Source organism: Gordonia sp. UBA7860, assembly GCF_002500165.1.
Classification (GTDB): domain Bacteria; phylum Actinomycetota; class Actinomycetes; order Mycobacteriales; family Mycobacteriaceae; genus Gordonia; species Gordonia sputi.
Map to the genome: position 1 here is coordinate 1 of NZ_DLSO01000082.1, position 23231 is coordinate 23231.

Sequence of the window (23231 nt, forward strand, 5' to 3'; positions counted from 1 at the left end):
AAACCCGCCAACCATACAGCCAGCAGAATTTTCAACACAATCTCAGCCAGAGAGACAAAAACCTGACCAAACAAAAACTAGCAACACCCAGACCCAAAGACCTGAGCGTCACAAAAATAAATCATCACATAATCCAAAAACTTGGACACACGATGCCAAAATATGGCATCAGACAATCTTGTCAATACACTATCGAGTTCTCAAAGAACACACACCTACCAGCGCCACCCCGCATGGCGAGGCGCTCTCTAGTAAGCTGGTGTTTGGATTCGTTGACCCCGTCTCCGGAGCAACTCTTCCAGGCTACCAGATCCGATTTGCGTTCGCAACACGGTGTGTTGCGGGCTATTCGTTTCTGGCCGCACCGGTGTTCCAGGCTATCAGACCTGAGACACTGCAGTTCCCCCGATTCCGTGTCGGCCCCGGGGTCTTGCTCGCTGCGGTGCAACAAGAAAGTTACACACACGGGAACAGGGCGTCAAATCGCCTGGTCAGAGCGTTAAACGAGCGCCGGCAAAGGACTTCTTACCGCGTCGGATGACCAGCCAACGGCCGTGAAGCAGGTCGGAAGTGCCTGGAGTCCACTCCGGATCGGTGATCTTGGCGTTGTTGACGTAGGCACCCCCTTCCCCGATCGCGCGCCGTGCAGCTTTGTTGCTCTCAGAGAGCCCGCTGTCCACCAGGAGTCCGACGAGCGTCGGTGCGTCGGAGCTGTATTCGGCGATCGTCGTCTCGCCCAGTGCTGCGGCGAGCGTCGACTCATCGAGATCGGCCAGTTCGGCGCGACCGAACAATGCCTGGCTGGCGAGTTCGACGGCCTGGGTATTGGCTGCGCCGTGGATGAGTGTCGTCATCTCCGCTGCGAGGCGTTTCTGCGCCAACCGAAGATGCGGAGTCTCTTCGGTTGCACGCTCCAACTCGCCGATCTCCTCGCGCGTCAAGAACGTGAACCACTTCAGGTAGCGGACGACGTCGGCGTCGGACGTGTTCACGAAGTACTGGTACCAGGCGTAGGGACTGGTGAGTTCCGGGTCGAGCCAGAGGCTTCCGCCGCCGGTCGACTTACCAAACTTCTTGCCATCCGACGAGGTCACGAGCGGAACCGTCAGCGCGTGCACGGTGTTTCCGGTGATTCGGCGCGTGAGATCGACACCGCCGACGATGTTTCCCCACTGATCCGAGCCGCCGATCTGCAGGCTGCACCCGTGCCTGCGGTGCAGTTCGAGGTAGTCGTTGGACTGCAGCAGCAGATAGCTGAACTCGGTGTAGCTGATGCCATCGGACTCGAGGCGTCGTCGAACCGTCTCTCGAGCGAGCATCACGTTGACCGAGAAGTGCTTACCGAGGTCGCGAAGGAACTCGATGGCGCTGAGCCCTGCCGTCCACTCCATGTTGTTGACGAGGAGCGCGCTGTTCGGGCTGTCGTCGAATCGCAGGAAGCTGGCCAACTGGTCGCCGATGCGTCCCGTCCATCCGCCTACAGTGTCGACGGAGTTCATCGTCCGCTCACCGACGTCGCGCGGGTCGCCGATGAGTCCGGTGGCACCGCCGGCAAGAGCGATGGGCCGGTGACCTGCGAGCTGAAAGCGACGCAGCGTCAACAACGGCACCAGGTGTCCGGCGTGCAGGCTCGACGCCGTCGGGTCGAACCCGGCGTACACGGTGATCGGGCCCGCCTCGACCGCGGAGCGCAGTTCGTCGATGTCGGTTGACTGTGCGATCAACCCTCGCCACTGCAGATCGTCGAGAATGTGCGAACCGTCGATTCGGTCTTCAGAGGTCAGTGTGCTCACACATCGATCTTGTCATCCACCCCCGCGGGGTCGTCGCAGACCCGACCCCTGGTGATCAGGCAGATGTCAGGCGTTCGTGCTCGGCGTCGGCGACCGCCCGTGCTTCGGTGGCCAACATGACCGGGATGCCGTCGGCGTCGATCCGGTAAGCGACGCGAAGCCGCGGATTGTAGAGCTCGTCGCCCGCGTCGAGCAGTGGCCCATGATCTTGCGGGCACACCAGCCGGTCACGAACGATCGGATCCAGTGACTGCGCGCGAGAACTCATCGACTTTGCTTCCTCTCTCAGCGGATATTCCCCAGCGACTGTTCGCACTGCCGCGGGGCATGACAGCAAGCCTAGTGGCGCGCGCGAACATGTCGGTCACCCAGTCGCCGCGACATCACCGTGTGCCGGTCGCCGTTTCCCCGACTCTCGTCCTCGTCGGTGTGGCCGTGGTGGCCGCCGCTTTCGCCGAGGTCGTGCGGCCGCGCGACGATGCTGACGAGGAGTCTGCGGAGGCCGGTAGCCAGTCCACTCGGCTCACCGCAGTCTTGGTGAACCGTCGGTACCTGCCCTCCGAGTCGCGGTACCAGACCTTTGACCCGGGTTTGGGAACGCCGCGGGCCGCAAGTTCGCGTGCCTGTGGCCGATAGGACTCCGACACCGGAATCTCGTCGACGATCCAGACCAGATGGGGCCGGCGGTGCGCGGGCAGTGCGCCGAGCCCTAGTCGCAGTTGCGTGACGGTCAGTGAATCCACGTCGACGTCGGACCGCATGGTCAGCGCTGCCACGACGATCTGGCTTCCGGGATCGCCGAGCCGATAAGCGGCCACCTGGTCGACACCGGGTACGCGCGAAAGCAGTTGTTCGATCGGGGGAAGGTAGATGGGCCCTTCGACCGAATGCGCAACGGTGTCAACCGATCCCATGAACCACAGGTCGTCGTCGGAATCCCGGTAGAACAGGTGGCCGGACACCTCCCACCGGTCCTTGGGTGCGAAAACGTCACGCAAGACGGTCGCGGTGGTGTCGAAACGATGGCGCGATCGCGCCAGCAGCAGACCGACCTCGCCCTGCCCCGCACGATCGACGAAACCGCTTTCGCCGACGACGAGACGTTCGGCGTCGACGTCGTACGCCGCGATCGCGACCTCGTTGGTCTCCGGAAGAGCGCGACCCATCGACCCGACCTTGTCGGCGGCGACGTTGGCGAGGATGGCCGACCCGTCGGCGGTCGCGAAGAACTCGAGAACTCGGGCGCGCGGAAACCGTTCACCGATCTCGTCCCACAGACCGGTGGGAAGTCCCGATCCCATGAACAACCGGATCGGATTGTGCTCGTTGACCTGAAAGTTCTTGTCGTGCAGTATCTCCCGCAACATCGACCAGGTATACGACACCACGGTGACGCCGTATCGATGAACCTCGGTGACAAAGTTCTCGGCGTCGACCCCCTCCGACAAGGCGATACGCGACCGGCCGACGGCTGTCGCCCCAAGCGTGGTCAGCAGTCCGGAGGCGTGGTGCAGCGGCGGGATGCAGTAGACCGTGTCGCGGTCGGTGAGACCAGCCGCCGACGCCGCGCCGAACGCCGACATCGCAAACCGGTGATTGGTCACCGGCCACACGGCGAGTTTGCCGCGTGAGCGGGTGAAGAGGATGAACGCGAGATCGCCTGCGAGACCGGGATCCGGGCGGTACCACGCAGGCATCTGCACGACGTCGGGGTCGATCTGCTCCATGTCGATGATGGTGTGGCCGTCAGCGCCGTCGATCTCACGTGCCGACCCGCTTCCGCCACCGAGTACGAGCACCCGATCGCTGTGTGCGGTTGCGGTGTCGAGGTGAACGGGATCGCAGATGACGACGTTCGCGCCGGCCAGTCGCAGCATCTCCCCGACGTCGCCCTCACCGGCGAGGAGCACCGCAACCGCGCCCAAGCGGGACAGTGCGGCAACGGCGACCAGCGCGCTCGGGCGCGTATCCATCAGGACGCCGATGTGCTCACCGGGGCGCACGCCGCACTGCACCAGGCCCGCCACCACGTTGTTGATGCGGGTGTCGACCTGAGAATGGGTGAGAACTCGATTCTCGAAGAGGAACACCTCGCGGTCGCTGCCCCAGTCGGTGTTCTCCGACATCAGCTTTCCCAGCGAGATCCGAGTGCCCGACTGGATCTGTCCGAGACGGAACAGTCGCGGCACCGTGCGGACGGATTCCTGTGCAACGGCCACCGATGTCCGCTGGACCGCGCCTGCCATTTCCCACAGCTCGCGGGACGCGCCGGCACCCGCATCGGCAACAGAACCGATGCCGTGGGTGATACGCGACAACAGTCCGACGCCGGTGCCTTTGCCGTCGATCGGTGCCTCCATCGGCTCCACGTGATCGGGCTCGGGCCCCAGGCCCTCCTGCCAATTGATCCATTCCGCAGTCGTCGGCCACGTACGAGTACCGGACGTACTTCCCACCACAAGCCCGAAATGGCCTACGGGCAACCGTGATTCGTACACGCGGGCTCGTGGCGCCGCACGGACGACACCTCGGATCGCGACCGGTTGCCCGATGTCGTCGACCTCCCCCACGAACCCCAGAACCGGAGCCGTGATCTCTGCGAGCGTCACCAGTTCTCCATTGATGACAAATCCGCCGGACACCATGCGATTGTGTGCGACGAACTGGCGCAGCAGTTCCGCGATGGCCGGCCCGGACCAGGCGACCCATCCTTCGGCTTCGAGGAAGCGTCGCTGGTCTTCGCGGGGCAGAAGCGCGTCGCGGTCGTGGAGCTGTCGGAGGAAGTCGAAGCGGCTGCGCGCGGTTTTCACCGGGTCGAGCATCTGGAAGCCGAGACGCGCGAGCCAACTCGGCACCCAGAGGTGGGGAAACACCTTGTCGGCCAGGACCTCGGCGCCCGGCGCAACCAGCGCTGCGGGGAGCCCGAGCGGTAACGCCGCAAGAACGTCGACGGGGCTACCGAAGGTGATCACGCTCGCCACGCCGCGGGACCGTCGATACGCGGCTGCCTGATAGGCGAACATGCCGCCCTGCGAGTAGCCGGCAACGTGAACGTCGCGGCCGGTGGATTCGATGATCCAGTCGACCGCCTCACTCACCGCGACCACGTGATCGGCGAGGTTGCGCTCCATCCCGCCCTCTTCGTGGTCGGGAGACCCGAAGTCGACGACCCATGGGGTGATGCCGTGGCGGTGCAACACCGAGACCGCGCCATTGTGTTCGGTCACGTCATAGACGTTGGCGGACACCATCATCGGGGGGATCAACACGATGTTGGGTCCGGTTGCGGGGGCATCCGGGAAATAGCGCCGCAACCGGAACATCCGTGTGGTCTCGACCACGGTGAACGGGGCGGGCTCGGTTCCGGTCTGCAGACCGCCGTACCGAAGCACCTCGAGCCCGTTCTGTGCCGTCGCGAGGACACGCTCGGCGAAGGCCTTCACGTCGGGAATGCCGCCGCCTGACATCAACCACGCTCCTCCCCACACACCGGATGGTGATCCAAGTCACTCTACCCAGCTCGGTCAACTCGCACCGTACACGGATCGACTTGGACCCCGCGCACTCGTCGGCCTCACTGTGACCGTGAACTCACCGACCACCGCGAGCGCAACGCGGGAAGCTCCCGATCGAGGACGTCGAGCTGTCGCTGCACCTGCGACGGAGCGGTTCCGCCGTAGGCGTCGCGCGACTCGATGGATCCGTGAACGGTCAGCACCTCGCGAACCTGTGGCGTGAGAGCCGGATCGATTGACGCGAACGTGGCGTCGTCGAGTTCGTCGAGTCCGACGCCACGGCTCTCTGCCTCACGCACGCACGCACCGGCGACCTCGTGCGCTACGCGGAACGGAACGCCTTGACGCACAAGCCATTCGGCGATGTCGGTGGCGAGGGTGAATCCCGCGGGAGCCAGTTCGGCCATCCGGTCCTCGTGGAACTCGAGTGTGCCGACCATGCCTGCGATCGCAGGCAACAGCAGTTCGAGCTGCGCGACGGCGTCGAACACCGGCTCTTTGTCTTCCTGCAGGTCGCGGTTGTAGGCGAGCGGCTGGGCCTTCAGGGTCGCCAGCAGGCCGGTGAGGTCACCGATCAATCTGCCGGCTTTGCCGCGTGTGAGCTCCGCGACGTCGGGGTTTTTCTTCTGCGGCATGATCGAGCTGCCCGTCGACCAGGCGTCGGCGAGCGTGACGTAACCGAATTCGGCGGTGCTCCACAGGATCACCTCTTCGGCGAGTCGCGACAGATCGACGGCGATCATCGCGAAGACGAACGATGCCTCGGCCGCGAAGTCTCGCGACGACGTCGCGTCGATCGAGTTCTCCGCGGCGGCCGAAAACCCCAGATCAGCGGCGATCGCCTCCGGATCGAGGCCGAGTGACGAACCAGCCAATGCACCGGACCCGTACGGGGACACCGCAGTTCGACGATCTGCGTCGGCAAGCCTGTCGACGTCGCGGATCAGCGGTTGCGCGTGCGCGAGCAGATGATGTGCGAGCAGCACCGGCTGGGCTGCCTGCAGATGTGTCTTGCCCGGCATGACGGAGTCGGGATGTGCGCGAGCCTGAGCCGTTAACGCCTCGACGACGTCGAGCACACCTGTTGCGATCGAGCGCATCGCCTCGCGCAGCCACATGCGGAAGAGCGTGGCGACCTGATCGTTGCGCGACCGTCCGGCGCGCAGCCTGCCACCGAGGTCGGCTCCGACGCGCTCGATGAGTCCGCGTTCGAGGGCGCCATGCACGTCCTCGTCGGACTCGGCGGCCACAAAGGTGCCGTCGGCGACGTCGCTCGCGAGCTGGTCGAGACCGGCGAGCATGTCGGTCAGATCGTCGTCGGACAGCAGGCCCGCGCGGTTGAGAACCCTGGCATGCGCCTTCGACGCCTGGATGTCGAACGGGGCGAGCACCCAGTCGAACTGCGTCGACTTGCTCAGCGCCGCCATCGCGTCGGCGGGTCCCGACGCGAAGCGACCCCCCCAGAGCGACCCCTGGTTCGTTGTCCCCTGCTGGGCTGAGAGGCCCTGATCACTCACTGAGCAGGTCCCGCTTGGCCGCGATCTTCGACGACAGGCCGTGCAGCTCGACGAATCCACGTGCAGCGGACTGATCGAAGCTGTCGCCCTCGTCGTAGGTCGCGAGGTTGAAGTCGTACAGCGACTCGCCGCTGCGGCGGCCGTTGACCGAGATGTGGCCACCGTGCAGCACGAGGCGGATCTCGCCGGAGACGTGCTCCTGCGTGGAGTCGACGAAGGTGTCCAGCGAGCGCTTGAGCGGCGAGAACCAGAGGCCGTCGTACACCAGCTCGGCCCACTTCTGGTCGGTCCGACGCTTGAAGCGTCCGAGTTCGCGCTCGAGCGTGACGTGTTCGAGCTCTTCGTGGGCGGTGATCAGCACCATCGCGCCGGGGGCCTCATAGATCTCGCGGCTCTTGATGCCGACGAGGCGATCTTCGACGACGTCGAGGCGGCCGACACCCTGTGCACCCGCGCGGCGGTTGAGTTCCTCGATCGCCTCGAGCACGCTGACCGGGCGTCCGTCGATGGCGATCGGGCGGCCCTTGTCGAACGTGATGATGACCTCGTCGGGCGAGTTCCAGTTGATCGTCGGATCCTCGGTGTAGCTGTAGACGTCCTTGGTGGGCGCATTCCACAGGTCTTCGAGGAAGCCGGTCTCGACAGCTCGACCCCACACGTTCTGGTCGATCGAGAACGGCGACTTCTTGGTCACGTTGATCGGGATGTCGTTCTCCTCGGCGAAGGAGATGGCCTTCTCGCGCGTCCACGCGTAGTCGCGGACGGGGGCGATGACCTCGAGATCTGGTGCCAGCGAAGCGAAACCGACCTCGAAGCGCACCTGGTCGTTGCCCTTACCCGTGCAGCCGTGCGCGACGACGGTGCCGCCGTGATCGCGTGCCGCGGTCACGAGATGCTTGGCGATCAGCGGGCGCGACAGTGCCGACACCAACGGGTACCGGTCCATGTACAGCGCATTCGACGTGATCGCGGGCAGGCAGTAGTCGTCTGCGAACTCGTCGCGTGCGTCGACGAGCACGGCTTCGACAGCACCGCAGTCGAGCGCGCGTTGACGGACGACCTCCATGTCCTCGCCGCCCTGTCCGAGGTCGAGCGCGACGGCGACGACCTCCTTACCGGTCTCCTTGCCGATCCAACTGATAGCGACCGAGGTGTCGAGGCCGCCGGAGTATGCAAGTACGACGCGTTCCGCCATGGTGGTGTGTGCTCCTATGTCGTGGTTCGACATCCATCATCGGATGTCGTGCCCGTTGCGATCGGGCTGGGGTCTGTTTGTCGGTCCGGTACGGGCCTCTGTGTGTCCGGCTCCGGCTCAGGCGCTGCCGGGGCGTCGGTAAGGGGTTGTCACACGAGGCCCTCGATTCGTCGTGCGAGCTCGGCCCCGTCGATCGGCGCCCGTGCACACACGAAGATCGTGTCGTCACCCGCGATTGTGCCCACCACGTCGGGCAGGCTTGCCCGATCGATGGCGCTGGCCAGGTAGTGCGCGGCGCCGGGCGGGGTGCGCAGCACGGCGAGGTTTCCGCTGGCGTCCGTCGACACCAGCAGTTCGCTGAGCAGTCGAGACAGTCGGGCGGTGCCGCCGAACACCCCGCGAACGGGCGCGCCGTCCTCGGGGACGACGTACACGCCGACGCCGCCGTCTGCGGCGCGCAACTTGACGGCGCCGAGTTCGTCGAGGTCGCGTGAGAGCGTTGCCTGCGTGGCGTCGACTCCCCTGCCGGCGAGCAATTGCTGCAACTCCGACTGCGACCGCACCTGATGGGAACCGAGCACTTCGACGATGAGCGCGTGTCGCCCTGCCCGTGTGCTCGCGAGCCTGGTGTCTGTGTGGTCGGCGATGCGCGCGGCGCCCGCATCAGCGTTGCTGGTCACTTCTGCCCCAACAGCCAGATGAGCAGCGCCTTCTGCGCATGCAACCTGTTCTCCGCCTCGTCGAAAACAGCACTCGCGGGGCCGTCGATCACCTCGTCGGTGATCTCATCGCCACGGTGAGCGGGCAGGCAGTGCAGGACGATCGCGTCCGGATCCGCAACGGCGAGGAGCTCGGAGTTGATCTGGTACGGCCGGAACGGCGCGCGACGATCCTTGCCGTCGTCCTCCTGCCCCATCGAGACCCACGTGTCGGTGACCAACACATCGGCCCCACGCGACGCCGCGACAGGATCGGATTCGACGCTGACCGATCCCCCGGTCAGCGCAGCCCGCTTCTCGGCGTCGGCGATCACGACCGGGTCGGGCTCGAAACCGTCAGGCGCACTGATCGTCACGTGCATTCCCGCGGTCGCGCCGCCGAGCGCCAACGAGTGCGCCATGTTGTTCGCGCCGTCGCCGAGGTAGGTCATCGTCAGCCCCGCGGTGCGACCCTTGCGTTCGACGATGGTCTGCAGGTCGGCGAGCACCTGACAGGGATGGAACAGATCCGACAGCGCGTTGACGATCGGAATCGACGCCGTCGAGGCCATCGCTTCGAGACGCTCCTGACCGAAGGTCCGCCACACGACGGCCTCCACGAACCGTGACAGCACCCGGCCGGTGTCCTCGAGCGATTCGTCGCGGCCGAGCTGAGTGGTGCGTCCGTCGACGACGACCGCGTGACCACCCATCTGCGCGATGCCCATCTCGAACGAGAATCTCGTCCTGGTGGAGTTCTTGTCGAAGATCACCCCGACTCCCCGAGGCCCCTCGAGCGGTCGGTAGGCGAACGGCTGACGCTTCACCTCGGCAGCAAGCGCAAGTACTTCGGCCTGCTCGTCGGGCGTGAGGTCGTCGTCGCGAAGAAAATGTCTGGTCACTGTGCGCTGCTCTCGTCGGTTGCGGCGTCGAGGATCTGCGGCAGTGCTGCGACGAAGTCGCCGGCCTGCTCCTCGGTGAGGATGAGGGGCGGCGCGAGCCGCAGGACGTCGGGAGCCGGCGCGTTGATGAGGAATCCGTTGTCGCGAGCGGTCGACTCGACCTTCGCCGACACCGGCGCGGTGAGCACGACGCCGAGCAACAGCCCCGACCCGCGCACGTGGGAGATCAGCGGATGGTCGAGTGCTTCGACACCGGTTGCGATCGATTTTCCCACGGCGGCAACATGATCGACGAGGTTGCTGTTGTCGAACTCATCGAGGACCGCGAGCGCCGCGGCAGCCGACACCGGGTTACCGCCGAATGTCGTGCCGTGCTGTCCGGGCGTGAACAGTTCCGCCGCGGGACCCGTGGCGATGGTCGCCCCGATGGGCAACCCGCCGCCGAGGCCCTTGGCGAGAGTCATGACGTCGGGCACGATCCCAGCGGCCTGGTGTGCGAAAAACGTTCCGGTACGACCGATTCCCGTCTGAACCTCGTCGAGGACGAGCAATGCGCCGTGCTCGGCGGTCAGCCTGCGCGCGTGCGCGAGGTAGTCCGCAGGCGGAACGATGACACCGGATTCTCCGAGGATCGGCTCGAGAATCACCGCCGCGGTCTCCGACGACACGGCGGCGGTCAAGGCCTCGACGTCGCCGTAGGGCACGAAGTCGACCCCTGCGGGCATCGGTTCGAACGGTGCGCGCTTGGCCGGTTGACCGGTCATGGCGAGCGCACCCATGGTGCGTCCGTGAAATGCTTTGTCCGACGCGACGATCTGCGGCCTGCCGGTGAGCCTGGCCAGCTTGAATGCCGCCTCGTTGGCTTCGGTTCCGGAGTTGCAGAAGAACACCCGGCCGGGCTGCCCGAACTTGTCGAGAAGACGCTCGGCGAGTTCGACGACCCGCGGGTTGATGTACAGATTCGAGACGTGGCCCAGAGTGTGGAGTTGCTCGGTCACCGCTGCCACGATCGCGGGATGCGCATGACCGAGCGCGTTCACCGCGATGCCGCCGAGTAGATCCAGGTAGCGGTTACCGTCGGCGTCCCACACGTAGGCTCCCTCGCCCTTCGTCAGGGCGATCGGCGGCGTGCCGTAGTTCTTCATGAGGGCGGATGACCACCGCTCCTGCCAGGGTGCGGTCATGAGTGAGACGCTCCGTCTGTGTCTAGCGTGGTGTGCGTGGTTACGGGAGAGAGGTTTTCGGGAGCGACGACGGTTGTCCCGGTGCTCGCCGCGGTCAGCAGTTCGGCCAAGACGGCGTGCGCCACACGGCCGTCGACGACGTGAGCTCGCCCAACCCCGCCTTCGACCGCACGCAGGCACGCCTCCATTTTGGGTACCATGCCCGCGTCGAGACTCGGAAGCAGTTGTGCCAGTGCATCGGTCGAGATCTGCGACACGAGCGACGAGCGGTCGGGCCAGTCGGTGTAGAGACCCTCGACGTCGGTGAGCATCACCAGCCGGGAGGCGCCGAGGGCCTCGGCGAGGGCGCCCGCCGCGGTGTCGGCGTTGATGTTGTGGACGACGCCGTCGCGGTCGGGTGCGAGGGTCGAGACGACTGGAATTCGTCCCGCACCAACGAGATCGAGCACCGCGGACGTGTTGACCGAGGAGATGTCGCCGACGAGTCCGATGTCCGTGGCAACTCCGTCGACGAGGACCGTGCGCCGCGTCGCCGTGAACAGGTTGGCGTCCTCACCGGTGAGGCCGACGGCATAGGGTCCGTGCGTGTTGATCAACCCGACGAGCTCGCGACCGACCTGACCGAACAGCACCATCCGCGCCACGTCCATCACCTCGGGCGTGGTCACGCGGAACCCGCCACGGAACTCGCCCGTCAGGCCGAGACGTGCGAGCATCGCCGAGATCTGTGGTCCGCCACCGTGCACCACGATCGGGTGCATGCCGCAGGCGCGCAAGAAGACGATGTCGGCGGCGAAGGCGCGCTTGAGGTCGTCGTCGATCATCGCGTTGCCGCCGTACTTCACGACAACGGTTGCGCCGTGCATGGCCTGCAGCGCAGGCAACGACTCCGCCAGGATCGCGGCCTTCGCCGCGCCGCTGATCGAGCCATCTCCGCTGATCGAGCTTGTCGAGATCATGACGAATACGCCGAGTTCTCTTCGACGTACGCGTGCGACAGGTCGGTGGTCCGGATGCTGCCGGTCTCCGCTCCGAGGCCGAGGTCGACGAGGACCGCGACCTCGGGACCCGACAGGTCGACGTCACGCGCTCCGTCGACACCGGTGCCGTTGACGCAGACCGCTTTGCCGTTGAATGACACCGTGATTCGGTCCGGGTCGATGGTGACCGGCGCGATCCCCGTCGCTGCGAGCACGCGCCCCCAATTGGGGTCCGACCCGAAAAGCGCCGTCTTGACCAGACTGTCGCGGGCGATGGTCCGCGCCACTGCGATGGCGTCGTCTTCGGCGGCAGCGCCGGTGACCGTGATGACGATGCGCTTGGTGACACCCTCGGCGTCGGCCATCAGCTGCGCCGCGAGGTCGTCGCACACCGACAGTACGGCGGCGTCGAGTTCGGTTTGCTCGACCGGGATCTGGCTGGCGCCGGAGCTGAGCAGCAGGACTGTATCGTTGGTCGACGTCGAGCCGTCGATGTCGAGTCTGTCGAACGTCTTCGACGTCGCGCGCCGCAGCGCGAGGTCGAGTTGTTCTGCGCTGGCCCGCGCATCGGTGGTAAGCACGCACAGCATCGTCGCGAGCGAGGGTGCCATCATGCCTGCGCCCTTGGCCATTCCACCGATGTTCCACCCCTGTGGATGATGCAGCGCAACCTGTTTCGGCACGGTGTCGGTCGTCATGATCGCGTAGGCGGCGTCGGTTCCGCCAGAGAGTCCGCCGCCCATCTCCTGGACGATCTCGGTCACACCCGCGAGCACCTTGTCCATCGGGAGGCGATCACCGATGAGACCGGTGGAACAGACGGCGACCTCGACGGCCCCGGTCTCGGTTCCCCAGTTGCTCAGCGCTTCGGCAACAGCTTCTGCCGTCGCGTGCGTGTCCTGGAAGCCCAGCGGACCGGTACAGGCGTTGGCGCCACCAGAATTGAGGACGACGGCGCGCAGCCTGCCGGTGGTGAGCACCTGCTTGCTCCACAGCACCGGCGCAGCCTTCACCTGATTGCGGGTGAAGACGCCGGCCGCCGAATAGTCGGGGCCCTCGTTGAAGACCAGTGAAAGGTCGGGAGCACCGGAAGCCTTGATACCAGCGGCGATTCCCGCCGCGCGGAATCCGAGCGGAGCGGTCACACCCTGATTGCGCAGCAGGCGCGGTCCGGTCGCCGGTGCGCCACCGGTGATCCGGTCCTCGGAGTCGTCGTCGACCCGCGTCGTTGTATTGCCTTCTGTCGAATTGCCTTCTGCGGCATTGCCACTCGAGCTCACGGTGCCACTCCCACGGTGCTCAGTCCTTCTGCTTCGTCCCAGTCCAGCGCGAGGTTCATCGACTGGACCGCCGCGCCGCCGGTCCCCTTCGCGAGGTTGTCGATAGCGCCGACCACCACGAGTGTTCCGGCCCGCTCGTCGACGGCGACTGCGAGTTGCACTGCGTTGGAACCCATCACCGATCCCGTCGCTGGAAGACTGCCCTCGGGAAGCAGATACACGAATTGCTCATCGGCATACGCTTTCTCGTACACCGCGCGGACCTCGTCGGCCGACGCTGTGGTGCGCGCCGTGCACGTCGCGAGGATTCCGCGTGACATCGGGACGAGCACAGGCGTGAACGACACCGCGACCGGTTGGTCGGCGGCCTCCGAAAGCGCCTGCGAGATCTCGGGAGTGTGCCGATGCGACCCGCCGACGCCGTACGCACGCGCGGAACCGATCACCTCCGAGGCGAGTAGGTCGACCTTGGGTGCCCGTCCCGCGCCCGACGTCCCGCTCACCGCGACGACCGTGACGTGCGGTTCCACGAGTCCCGCTGCCAGTGCGGGAAGCAGCGACAGGATCGAGACCGTCGGATAGCAACCGGGCACCGCGATCCGGCTCGCATTCCGCAGGACCTCACGGTTGCCGGGGATCTCGGGGAGTCCATACGGCCAGGTGCCTGCGTGATCGCCGCCGTAGTAGGCGACCCAGTCGTCGGAGTCACGGAGCCGGAAGTCGGCGCCGCAGTCGATGATCAGCGTCGTAGGAGGCAGAGCGTCGGCGATCTGTGCCGACGTTCCGTGTGGCAGCGCGAGGAACACGACGTCGTGACCAGCCAACACGTCGGGCGTCGTTTCTTGGAGTTCACGCTGCGCCAACGGCAACAGGTTGGGATGATGGGCACCGAGCAGTGATCCGGCGTTGCCGCCCGCCGTCAGGGCGCCGATCTCGAGGTCGCCTGATCGCAGACGCGGGTGTCCGCACAGCAGACGAAGTACTTCCCCACCCGCATAACCGCTCGCGCCTGCGACAGCCACCTTGATCGTCATACACATCATTATGCATGGCGACGCAAATCAATACGGAACTAGGTCGGCGGGCGCAACGAAGTAGATTCCCAACCGGCGTCGTGTAGTCGTTCGACGGCCTCGAGAATCAGATCCACCGCGAACTCGAACTCGAAGTCGTCGTCGCAGCCAGCGGGACCCGTACGGGCGCGAGCATCGAGGGCGATCGCCGTCACTGCGGGATATCGTTTCGCGAACTCGGCCTCCGCTGCCGCCCGGGCGGCCGGACCGAGGTCGGACGACGGCGCGGCACTACCGGTGAACACTTCCGCCGTGAAGCCCCAGATTCGTGACCCGACTACGTGCATGGCGTGGTGGGTCAGATCGACTGCGATGCCTCCGTCGATGAACTCCGCCGCCAGGGAATCCATGTCGGCCTCGTGTCACAGGTATCGACGATCGGCGCGCTCGCCGCCGCCCCATCGCGATCTGGGAACTCACGCTGGGCATCTGGCTGACCGCGCGTGGCGTGCGAGAGCACAGCGAGGCGTCGGCCAGCGCATCGGTCGCCGTGTGACGACCTACCGAAGTCGCGCGCCGACGCCCTCGGTCGCGCGGGCCACGGCAGCCAGTTTGGCCGCGGTTGCCTCGTCGTCGGTGAGGGTCCGATCGCCTGCCCGGAACTTCAGCGCGAAGGTCAACGATTTGTTGCCCTCGCCGACCTGCTCGCCGGTGAAGACGTCGAAGAGCTCGATGGAATCGAGAAGCTCTCCGGCGCCCTCGCGCAGCAACGCCTCCACGTCTGCCGCCGGCACGCCATCCGACACGACGACGGCAACGTCCTGGAGGACCGCCGGGAACACGGAGATATGCGGCGCCGGCAACGTCGCGTCGAGCGGCAGCGCGTCGACGTCGATCTCGACGGCGCACATCCGCTTCGGCAGCCCTGCACGCTCCAACACCGCGGGATGGAGCTCGCCGGCATGTCCGACGACCAGACCGTCGACGACGACGGCCGCACACCGACCCGGATGCCAGGGCGCGTAGGCGTCGGCCACCAACGTGACGTCGACTCCGGCTGCGACGCCGATCTCGCGTGCGGCTTCGAAGGCGTCGAGGTAGTCGCCGGGCCTTCCAGGACCCCACGGGCCAGCCGGATCACGCAGCCCGGTCAGCGCAACCGCGACGTGCAGCGGCTGGGCGGGTAGCGAGTCGTCGAGTTGGGCGATCTCCTCGGCGGTCGGGCGTCGGGTTACGTCGAGTTCGGCCACCGGGCGCATGCGGTCGGTGGCGAGAACGACCTGGCCGATCGTGTACAGCGACAGGTCGCGCTGGCCACGCGCAATGTTGCGGCCGACCATCTCGAACAGCCCCGGCAGGAGCGTCGTGTTCAGCTCCGGCCGGTCGGACTCGAGCGGGTTGAGCACCTTGACCGTGCGGCGTCGAACGTCGTCGGAGGGCAGGTCCCACATCTCGAAGACGCCCGCTGGCATGAACGGAAACGGCAGTACCTCGACGTAACCGTCGAGCGCGAGCGTGCGACCGATGCTGCGGCGTCGACGCTGGGTTGGCGTCAGCCCACGCCCGCCCGGAGCCGACGGGAGAACGGCCGGAATGTCTTCGAGGCCTTCGAGTCGCAAGACTTCTTCGACGAGGTCGGCGCGCTGGCGCAGATCCGGCCGCCACGACGGGGGCGTGACGGTCAGCGGGTCGGTGCCGGTGACCGTGCACCCGACCTCGACGAGCCGAGCTGCGGTGGTGCCGGCCGGGTAAGTGACCCCAGCCGTGCGGTCGGGTTCGTCGGCCGCGATCGTGATGGGCGCGGTCGCCGGAACCGCGATCCGCTCCTCGGAGAGTGGCGACGCAATGGCACCACCCGCGAGTTCGACGATGAGGCCGGCTCCGCGGTCAGACCCGCCGGCGGTGATCTCCGGGTCGACGACGCGCTCGAACCGCTTACTCGCCTCCGACGTGAGCTTGTGACGCTTTCCGGTCCGGAAGACACGGACTGGATCGAAGGTCGCCGCCTCGAGCAGGACGCGCGTGGTCTGCGGACCCACCTCGGTGCTCTCGCCGCCCATGACGCCTGCCAACGCGACTGGGCCACTGTCGTCGGCGATGACGACGTCCTCGGGATCGAGGTCGCGTACGACGCCGTCGAGCGTTGTCAGCTTCTCCCCCGACCGCGCGTTGCGGACGGTGATGGTTCCGGACAACTTGTCTGCGTCGAAGGCATGCAGCGGCTGTCCCAGTTCGAGCATCACGTAATTGGTGACGTCGACGATGGCGGAGATCGGGCGGACCCCGGCAACCATCAGTCGCTTCTGCATCCACCACGGCGAGACCGCAGTCGGGTCGACTCCTTCGATGAGGCGCGCGGTGTATCGGGTTGCGCCGGAATCCTTCTCGATCGCCACGGGCCAGGGCGCACCGTCGGACACCGAGATGGCGGGGACGGAGGTCCCCGGATCGACGAACGGCACGGTGAAGCTGCTCGCCAGCTCACGGCCGAGTCCGCGGATCGAGAATGCGTAGCCACGGTCGGGGGTGACGTTGACGTCGATCGCGGCGTCGTCGAGTCCGAGGACCTCGCGGGCGTCGGCGCCGGGCTCGGCGGTGCCGGGCGCCAGGACGAGGATGCCGCTGTGATCGGTGCCGATGCCCAGTTCGGACACCGAGCAGATCATGCCGTCGGAGATGTGCCCGTACGTCTTCCGGGACGCGATCTCGAACGGCCCCGGCAGCACGGTTCCGGGCAGAGCGGCAACGATGAGGTCGCCTTCCGCGAAATTGCGTGCCCCACAGACGATTCCGCGGGGTTCCGACTCCCCCACCTCGACCTGGCAGAAGCGAATGGGCTTCTTGAACTCGGTCAGTTCCTCGATGTGCTCGACACGCCCGATCACCAGCGGACCGGTGATCTCGGGAAACGACTCGATGTCTTCGATCTCGAAACCGACACGGACGAAACCCGCGTCGATCTCCTCAGTGGTCGCCGACCAGGTCGGATCGCCGGCACGGAGTACCTCGGTGTACCAGGACTGCGGTGCACGCATCGGTCAATCAGCTTCTTTCATCGAGTGGAATCAGTGCGGGTTGCGGCGTCGACCGGCTCAGGCCGCCGGGCCGAACGGGAGGCTGAAGCGGACGTCGCCCTCCACCATGTCGCGCATGTCCGAGATGTCATTGCGGAATTGCAGGGTGCGTTCGAGTCCCATCCCGAACGCGAATCCGGAGTAGACGTCGGGGTCGATTCCGCTGGCGCGCAACACGTTCGGGTTGACCATGCCGCAGCCACCCCATTCGACCCAGCCCGCACCGCCCTTTTTGGCTGGGAACCAGACGTCGACCTCGGCCGACGGCTCGGTGAAGGGGAAATAGCTCGCACGCATACGCGTCGTGGTCTCGGGGCCGAACAGCGCACGAGCGAACGCCTCGAGCGTGCCGCGCAGATTGGCCATCGTCAGTCCCTTGTCGACGGCGAGGCCCTCGATCTGATGGAACACCGGCGTGTGGGTGGCGTCGAGCTCGTCGGTACGGAACGTCCGGCCGGGGCACGCGACGTAGATCGGAAGGTCTCGCGACAACATCGAACGCACCTGCACGGGCGACGTGTGCGTCCGGAGCACCTGACGTGACCCCTCGGGCGCGATGTAGAAGGTGTCCTGCATCGACCGCGCCGGATGATCCGGGAGAAAGTTCAGCGCGTCGAAGTTGTAGTGCTCGGTTTCTACCTCGGGTCCCTCTGCGATCTCCCACCCCATGCCGACGAAAACGTCTGCGACCTGCTCGGAGATCACTGTGATGGGATGGCGTGCACCGGCGGGACGTCGCCGACTCGGCAGCGTGACGTCGACCGATTCGGAGACGAGAACCGCGGCGTCGCGCTCGGCCTGCAGCTGTGCCGTCCGACCGTCGAGGACCGCAGTGACCCGGCCGCGAACCTGGTTGACCAGTTTGCCTGCTTCGGATCGCTGGTCCTTCGGCAGCGAACCCAGAGCTCGACGAGCGAGCGCTATCGGCGAACGATCGCCGAGGTGTGCGGTCTTGGCGGCCGCGAGCGCATCGAGATCAGCGGCCGCGGCGAATGCCGCAGCGGCGGCATCGGCCGCGGCGTCGAGTTCCGCGGTGCTCGGGAACGTTGGCTGCGCGTGATCGTCGGCAGAGCTGGCCACGGTCGGCGGTCTCCTCGTGCTTGCTGGTTCAGATGACTGAACTCATCACGACCACGTCGATGACGACGAGAGCAGATCAGCAATGCGCCGGTCGGAGGCCGTGATAGTTCCTCGTCAAGGTTAGTCGACCGGCATGGTGCGCTACCTCGACGCCCCCACGAACCCGCCACGATCGAACATCCCCGTCCCGACGAACGCAGAGCAGGTCGGTACCACTGTCGCCGCACCTGGTGCCGACACGTTTCGCCCGGGTCAGCAACGTCGGGAGCCCGCAGTTGCCCGACCCGACCACCGAGCTCCCATCGCGGCGGCGACGCCGACCACCAACCACATCCAGCCGGCGACGATCCCCGAACCGGCCAGGAGCAGAGTCGCCACGCCGACGACCACCAGAAGCGCCACGATGAGTGCGTCGCGTCGGGTACTCCAACCGCCGACGATCTGCGCGTCCCACCACGGCAGCGGACGGTTCTCCAGGACGGACAGCACACCGGTCACCGGGATCATCAGCGCGAGCAGGCATGTCGTGGTCCCGAGAACCGTCGGCCAAAAGAACAGGGCGTGGGGATCGCGATGCAAACCACACACCGTGGAGAGGCCGATGATGAGCGCCAGCACCGGCAGGTGCCACAGATACAGGGTCATCGCACCACGGTTGCCGAGCACGACCCACCACCAGACCCGTGGGCGCGAGGCCACTCGCGCCAGCGGCGCACGCAACCCGATGACCAGTGTGCACAGCACCACGGTGTGACCAGCGAGTAGCAGGCTCGGCGGGCTCATATTGGACAACTGCTGTCTTGGGACGGTCACCAACGACACCTCGTACGGACCGAGGGCCACCAGCGCGATGTCGACGACCAGAGCCGTCACCCCCAACACTGCGGCTTCGACCGTCGTGAACAGACGCTTCGCATACGCGACGCCGAGGATCGCCGGGATGATCCACACGCTGAGAAAGTTGACGTAACCAAGCTGACTCGACGCTCCGACGGCGATCCGAAGCGTGTCGACGGCTGCCGTCACAAGCCACGCGGCCGCCAAAGCCGACAGCACAGCGCGGCGTGACGAGAGTCGTTGGAGCACCGGCATCGCGGCGAGCACCAGAAGATAGGCGCCGAGAAACCACAGCAACTGAACTCCCAGGCGTGCCACGACGTCGGCGATGGCGGCGGCACCGACCAGCGTCGACACCCCGTAGACGACCAGGACGATCATGAGGTACCACCCGACCGGCCGCAGAAGCCGCTGCACACGACGCAACAGCCACTGGCCGGGACGTGTGTCCGGACGCCACCCGTAGGTCGACGCCGCGGCGCCTGCGAAGAAGAACAGCGGAAGGATTTGGAACAGCCAGGTCATCGGCTGCAGAAGCGGAACGTCGGCGAGTGTGTTGCCGAGGACGAGCCGACCGTCGGCGATCGACACGGTCAACATGAGCGAATGCCCGGCGATCACGACGACCAGTGAGGTGAGCCGGATGAGATCGACGACGCGGTCGCGGTTGCCGGTCAGCGCGTCGAGTTCTGCGACCGAAGGGGGCGGGGATGAGTGGTTCAGCACTCCGAGAAGTCTTCGCCGACATGCCCGTTCGATCATGGGTGCAACTACTCAGCACGCCTATGCGTTTTGACTCGATCAGCCGGTGCCGCCCGTCGCCCTAGACTCGACACTCATGCGATACACACTGGAAGATTCCGTTGTCGTCGAGCGCAGCCCGGAGGACGTGTACGCGCTGATCAGCGACGTCACGCGCACCGGAGAGTGGAGCGAGCAGTGCCACGCATGCGACTGGGACAGTGCTGCACGCGGCGAGGGCGCAACATTCACCGGTCACAACCGCACGCCGGTACGCGAGTGGTCGACGGTCTCGACCGTGACCGTCGACGAACCCGACAGTCGCTTCGAATGGACAATCGGAACGAGCGGCACGAGGTGGGGCTATCGAGTCGAGGCCGCCGGAGACGGCAGCACACGGCTCACCGAGTACACCGCCTTCTCTGAGACCGGCGAAGCGTTCTTCCATGAGAGGTTCGGCGACGACGCCGAGAACCAGATGACGATTCGACTCACCGCGGCGGCCACGGGAATCCCTGCCACTCTCGCGCGGATCAAAGTGATCGCCGAGGCGTGAGCCCTGCGCTACAACCTAGCGGGCTTGTACTCGCGCGCTCTCGTAGAGACAGATCGACGCCGCCGACGCGAGATTGAGGCTCTCGGCGCGACCGCGGATCGGAATGGACACCCGATGGTCGGCCGTCTGCGCGAGGGGTGCGGACAACCCGTGAGCCTCGTTGCCGAACAGCCAGGCGGTCGGCTCGGCGAGGACATTTGAGGCGTCGTCGAGCATCAGCTCACCGTCGGCCGACGTCGCGAGGATCGTGATGCCTGCCGACCTCACTGACGACAGCGCCGCGTCGACGTCTCGCTCCCGCACGATCGGCAGGTGGAAGACACTGCCCGCGCTCGCCCGTACACATTTCCCGTTGTGCGGGTCCACCGCATCGCCGAGCAACAGCACAGCGTCGGCGCCCATCGCGTCGGCTGTGCGGATCAGCGTCCCGGCATTACCGGGTTCACGCGGCTCGACGGCAACAGCCAGCAGTCGCGGACCTGACGACAGCACGTCGTCGAGCGAGGCGTCCAACAATTCGGCGAGAGCGAAGATTCCGGGCGGCGTCGTCGCTTCCGAGAGTTTCCCCGCGGCGCGATCCGACAGTCCGACGACGTCGATGCCTGCGCCGGATGCGTCGCCCAGGACGTCGGCGTGTCGGTCGGCGTCACTCTCTCGGACGAGGACCTGCAGTGCCCGACCGCTCTCCAGGGCGGCGGCAACCGCATTGGAGCCTTCCACGAGAAACCGTCCCTCGGCGCGTCGTGCCGGCGCTCGATGGAGCTTTGCATACGACACGACCCGCGAGGATCGTTCGGACAGGATCTCCATCAGATGATGTCCGTGATCACTCGCGGGTCGTGTGCGACGTGTTCGATGTGAACGCTCAGGCTGCGGGAGCGTTGACGTCGGCCGGCAGCGCCTTGCGGGCAACCTCGACGAGGCCGGTGAAGGCCTCGGGGTCGGTCACGGCGATGTCGGCGAGCACCTTGCGGTCAACCTCGACACCAGCGGCCTTGAGGCCCTGGATGAAGCGGTTGTAGGTGATGTCGTTGGCGCGGGCCGCGGCGTTGATACGCGCGATCCACAGCTTGCGGAACTCACCCTTGCGGGCGCGACGGTCCCGGTAGGCGTAAGTCATCGAGTGGAGCTGCTGCTCCTTGGCCTTGCGGTACAGGCGCGAGCGCTGCCCGCGGTATCCCTTGGAGGCCTCCAGCGTCGAACGACGCTTCTTCTGGGCGTTCACAGCCCTTTTCACGCGTGCCATGTCAGTTCCTCTTGTTCGTCAGATGTGGTGGTCGGGTGCGTCAGCGGTTGAGCAGTCGCTTGATACGCGGTGCGTCGTTCTCACTCACCACGGCGATGCCGTCGAGACGACGGGTACGGCGAGAGGACTTGTGCTCCAGGAGGTGGCGACGGTTGGCCTTCTGGCGGACGATCTTTCCGCTGCCGGTCACCTTGAAGCGCTTGGCTGTGCCCTTGTGGGTCTTGCTCTTCGGCATGTTCTTTCCTTCATTCGAGCGGACGCAAGCCACACCCGCGGTTGTCGGGTGCGGTATGCGTCCGCAGTGGTTCTCCGACGGCCCGTTCTCACGGACCGCATCGGCTTAGCTGGCCGTGTCGTCCTTGGCGCCCTGCTGGCGGGGCGCGCGATCGTCACGGGTCTGCTGCGCTTTCACGCGGGTCTTCGCGCCCTTGTGCGGGGCGAGGACCATGGTCATGTTGCGGCCGTCCTGCTTGGCCGAGGTCTCGATGAAGCCGTAATCGGCGACGTCGTTACCGAGGCGCTGCAGCAGTCGGTATCCGAGCTCGGGTCGCGACTGTTCGCGCCCGCGGAACATGATGGTGACCTTCACCTTCGAGCCTGCCTCGAGGAACCGGATGACGTGACCCTTCTTGGTCTCGTAATCGTGGTCGTCGATCTTCGGCCGGAGCTTCTGCTCCTTGATGACGGTCAACTGCTGGTTGCGACGCGACTCGCGTTGCTTCTGCGCTGCTTCGTACTTGAACTTGCCGTAGTCCATGATCTTGCACACCGGCGGACGGGCGTCGGGTGCGACCTCAACCAAGTCCAGGTCGGCCTCGTAGGCCAGGCGCAGCGCATCTTCAACACGCACGATGCCCACCTGCTCCGAATTCGGTCCGACGAGTCGGACCTCCGGTACGCGGATGCGCTCGTTGATGCGGGTCTCAGTGCTGATGGGGCCTCCTTGATAAAACCTGACAGGGGTGGCCGTCGCGGAGTGGTCGGTGGCCGCGCATGGAAAGGGGCTCTCAGCAGAAGAGCCCCGAGATGGTGTTCACCATCGTCAGGGCTCCGATACCGACCGGTCTGCACACCATCGGATGTGCATCGCCGACGGCGCGGAAAGACCACACCTATCGGCAGGACCGGACCGTACAACTGCGTGAATCGCGTGTGCGGTAAGCGCACATATTCGACGCGTCGTAGCGGTGGGAGCGGAACTCCACTTGCGACCCCGGCGCCAACCGGGGCGGTCGTGCTATGAAAGTCTATCAGTCATGCCCGAGAACACCTATTCGCCTTCGGGCGACGATGCAGGTGACGACCTCACCGGCGTTCCGAACAACGATTCCGCGCGTCCGGACGTGACTACTTCCACAGACGATGATGACAACGTCCGTGACATGGCAGACATTCCTTCGATCGAGGTCGTGACCCGGGCCATCGTCATGTTGATGAGTGCGTCGGCTGAGAAGCTCGGCCTGGCGCCGGGGGCGTCCGAAGACGACGCGGATCTCGATGAGGCTCGCAAACTCATCACCGCGCTGGCCGGGCTCGTCGACGCGGCCAAACCAGATCTCGGCGTGCACGCCGCCCCCATACGCGACGGACTCAAGCAACTGCAGCTGGCGTTCCGCGATG

General features: G+C 66.0%; 20 protein-coding genes and 1 pseudogene. 2 read left to right on the forward strand and 19 right to left on the reverse strand.

Features of this window, described 5'->3' with window-relative positions; genetic code table 11:
• Window positions 1–491: 491 nt before the first annotated feature.
• The 15 genes from tyrS to B3T59_RS10535 form a co-directional block, all read right to left on the reverse strand.
• Entirely contained in the window at window positions 492–1793 is a 1302-nt protein-coding gene (gene tyrS, locus B3T59_RS10465) for a tyrosine--tRNA ligase (RefSeq protein WP_064903870.1), read from the reverse strand.
• A 55-nt stretch (window positions 1794–1848) separates the two neighbouring features.
• On the reverse strand, window positions 1849–2061 hold the full coding sequence (locus B3T59_RS10470; RefSeq protein WP_064863469.1) for a Trm112 family protein: 213 nt from the start codon (window positions 2059–2061) through the stop codon (window positions 1849–1851).
• Between the two features lie 115 nt (window positions 2062–2176).
• Complete coding sequence (locus B3T59_RS10475; RefSeq protein WP_064863483.1) at window positions 2177–5260, reverse strand: AMP-binding protein; 3084 nt, start codon at window positions 5258–5260, stop codon at window positions 2177–2179.
• A 107-nt stretch (window positions 5261–5367) separates the two neighbouring features.
• Window positions 5368–6825 carry an argininosuccinate lyase gene (argH, locus tag B3T59_RS10480; RefSeq protein WP_287002196.1) on the reverse strand — a complete coding sequence of 486 codons (1458 nt, stop codon included), beginning with the start codon at window positions 6823–6825 and terminating at the stop codon, window positions 5368–5370.
• Entirely contained in the window at window positions 6818–8020 is a 1203-nt protein-coding gene (locus tag B3T59_RS10485; protein ID WP_049698547.1) for an argininosuccinate synthase, read from the reverse strand. Before B3T59_RS10485 ends, argH begins: the two co-directional genes overlap by 8 nt.
• Window positions 8021–8169: 149 nt before the next feature.
• Window positions 8170–8700, reverse strand: a complete 531-nt coding sequence (locus B3T59_RS10490) for an arginine repressor (RefSeq protein ID WP_287002197.1) — start codon at window positions 8698–8700, stop codon at window positions 8170–8172.
• Window positions 8697–9620, reverse strand: a complete 924-nt coding sequence (gene argF / locus B3T59_RS10495) for an ornithine carbamoyltransferase (protein ID WP_251723670.1) — start codon at window positions 9618–9620, stop codon at window positions 8697–8699. The genes B3T59_RS10490 and argF overlap by 4 nt, the downstream gene beginning before the upstream one ends.
• A complete protein-coding gene (locus B3T59_RS10500; protein WP_287002198.1) occupies window positions 9617–10804 on the reverse strand; it encodes an acetylornithine transaminase in 1188 nt (395 codons plus the stop codon). The genes argF and B3T59_RS10500 overlap by 4 nt, the downstream gene beginning before the upstream one ends.
• Entirely contained in the window at window positions 10801–11763 is a 963-nt protein-coding gene (gene argB, locus B3T59_RS10505; RefSeq protein WP_287002199.1) for an acetylglutamate kinase, read from the reverse strand. Before argB ends, B3T59_RS10500 begins: the two co-directional genes overlap by 4 nt.
• Window positions 11760–12980, reverse strand: coding sequence for a bifunctional glutamate N-acetyltransferase/amino-acid acetyltransferase ArgJ (argJ, locus tag B3T59_RS10510; protein WP_287002208.1), 1221 nt, complete (start codon window positions 12978–12980; stop codon window positions 11760–11762). The genes argB and argJ overlap by 4 nt, the downstream gene beginning before the upstream one ends.
• Window positions 12981–13060: 80 nt before the next feature.
• Window positions 13061–14098, reverse strand: a complete 1038-nt coding sequence (gene argC / locus B3T59_RS10515) for an N-acetyl-gamma-glutamyl-phosphate reductase (RefSeq protein ID WP_287002200.1) — start codon at window positions 14096–14098, stop codon at window positions 13061–13063.
• Between the two features lie 38 nt (window positions 14099–14136).
• On the reverse strand, window positions 14137–14487 hold the full coding sequence (locus B3T59_RS10520; protein WP_287002201.1) for a hypothetical protein: 351 nt from the start codon (window positions 14485–14487) through the stop codon (window positions 14137–14139).
• 150 nt (window positions 14488–14637) lie between these two features.
• Entirely contained in the window at window positions 14638–17112 is a 2475-nt protein-coding gene (gene pheT, locus B3T59_RS10525) for a phenylalanine--tRNA ligase subunit beta (protein WP_287002202.1), read from the reverse strand.
• 57 nt (window positions 17113–17169) lie between these two features.
• The gene (gene pheS / locus B3T59_RS10530) at window positions 17170–18231 is read right to left on the reverse strand and encodes a phenylalanine--tRNA ligase subunit alpha (protein ID WP_287002203.1); all 1062 of its coding nucleotides are present in this window, start codon (window positions 18229–18231) and stop codon (window positions 17170–17172) included.
• Window positions 18232–18483: 252 nt separating this feature from the next.
• Window positions 18484–19830, reverse strand: coding sequence for an acyltransferase family protein (locus tag B3T59_RS10535; RefSeq protein WP_287002204.1), 1347 nt, complete (start codon window positions 19828–19830; stop codon window positions 18484–18486).
• Between the two features lie 76 nt (window positions 19831–19906).
• Here B3T59_RS10535 and B3T59_RS10540 point away from each other — a divergent pair, with 76 nt between their 5' ends.
• Window positions 19907–20365, forward strand: a complete 459-nt coding sequence (locus tag B3T59_RS10540) for an SRPBCC family protein (RefSeq protein WP_287002205.1) — start codon at window positions 19907–19909, stop codon at window positions 20363–20365.
• 15 nt (window positions 20366–20380) lie between these two features.
• On the opposite strand, the gene B3T59_RS10545 is transcribed toward B3T59_RS10540, so the two are convergent.
• The 4 genes and pseudogenes from B3T59_RS10545 to infC form a co-directional block, all read right to left on the reverse strand.
• Window positions 20381–21175, reverse strand: a complete 795-nt coding sequence (locus B3T59_RS10545) for a TrmH family RNA methyltransferase (protein WP_287002206.1) — start codon at window positions 21173–21175, stop codon at window positions 20381–20383.
• Between the two features lie 55 nt (window positions 21176–21230).
• Complete coding sequence (gene rplT / locus B3T59_RS10550; RefSeq protein ID WP_005178731.1) at window positions 21231–21611, reverse strand: 50S ribosomal protein L20; 381 nt, start codon at window positions 21609–21611, stop codon at window positions 21231–21233.
• Between the two features lie 40 nt (window positions 21612–21651).
• Window positions 21652–21846 carry a 50S ribosomal protein L35 gene (gene rpmI, locus B3T59_RS10555; RefSeq protein WP_005208912.1) on the reverse strand — a complete coding sequence of 65 codons (195 nt, stop codon included), beginning with the start codon at window positions 21844–21846 and terminating at the stop codon, window positions 21652–21654.
• A gap of 105 nt (window positions 21847–21951) precedes the next feature.
• Window positions 21952–22606: pseudogene (gene infC / locus B3T59_RS10560) on the reverse strand (translation initiation factor IF-3).
• A 261-nt stretch (window positions 22607–22867) separates the two neighbouring features.
• On the opposite strand from infC, the gene B3T59_RS10565 reads away from it, so the two are divergent.
• The coding region (locus tag B3T59_RS10565) for a DUF1844 domain-containing protein (RefSeq protein WP_287002207.1) at window positions 22868–23231 on the forward strand (364 nt) is incomplete at its 3' end.

Bases quoted from the DNA above. Each gene is read 5' to 3' on its own strand.
- B3T59_RS10545 (WP_287002206.1), bottom strand. From the start codon at position 21,175: ATGGAGATCCTGTCCGAACGATCCTCGCGGGTCGTGTCGTATGCAAAG.
- argC (WP_287002200.1), bottom strand. From the start codon at position 14,098: ATGACGATCAAGGTGGCTGTCGCAGGCGCGAGCGGTTATGCGGGTGGG.
- B3T59_RS10520 (WP_287002201.1), bottom strand. From the start codon at position 14,487: ATGGATTCCCTGGCGGCGGAGTTCATCGACGGAGGCATCGCAGTCGAT.
- pheT (WP_287002202.1), bottom strand. From the start codon at position 17,112: ATGCGTGCACCGCAGTCCTGGTACACCGAGGTACTCCGTGCCGGCGAT.
- B3T59_RS10500 (WP_287002198.1), bottom strand. From the start codon at position 10,804: ATGACCGCACCCTGGCAGGAGCGGTGGTCATCCGCCCTCATGAAGAAC.
- B3T59_RS10535 (WP_287002204.1), bottom strand. From the start codon at position 19,830: ATGATCGAACGGGCATGTCGGCGAAGACTTCTCGGAGTGCTGAACCAC.
- B3T59_RS10475 (WP_064863483.1), bottom strand. From the start codon at position 5,260: ATGTCAGGCGGCGGCATTCCCGACGTGAAGGCCTTCGCCGAGCGTGTC.
- B3T59_RS10485 (WP_049698547.1), bottom strand. From the start codon at position 8,020: ATGGCGGAACGCGTCGTACTTGCATACTCCGGCGGCCTCGACACCTCG.
- argB (WP_287002199.1), bottom strand. From the start codon at position 11,763: ATGATCTCGACAAGCTCGATCAGCGGAGATGGCTCGATCAGCGGCGCG.
- rpmI (WP_005208912.1), bottom strand. From the start codon at position 21,846: ATGCCGAAGAGCAAGACCCACAAGGGCACAGCCAAGCGCTTCAAGGTG.
- rplT (WP_005178731.1), bottom strand. From the start codon at position 21,611: ATGGCACGCGTGAAAAGGGCTGTGAACGCCCAGAAGAAGCGTCGTTCG.
- B3T59_RS10470 (WP_064863469.1), bottom strand. From the start codon at position 2,061: ATGAGTTCTCGCGCGCAGTCACTGGATCCGATCGTTCGTGACCGGCTG.
- B3T59_RS10540 (WP_287002205.1), top strand. From the start codon at position 19,907: ATGCGATACACACTGGAAGATTCCGTTGTCGTCGAGCGCAGCCCGGAG.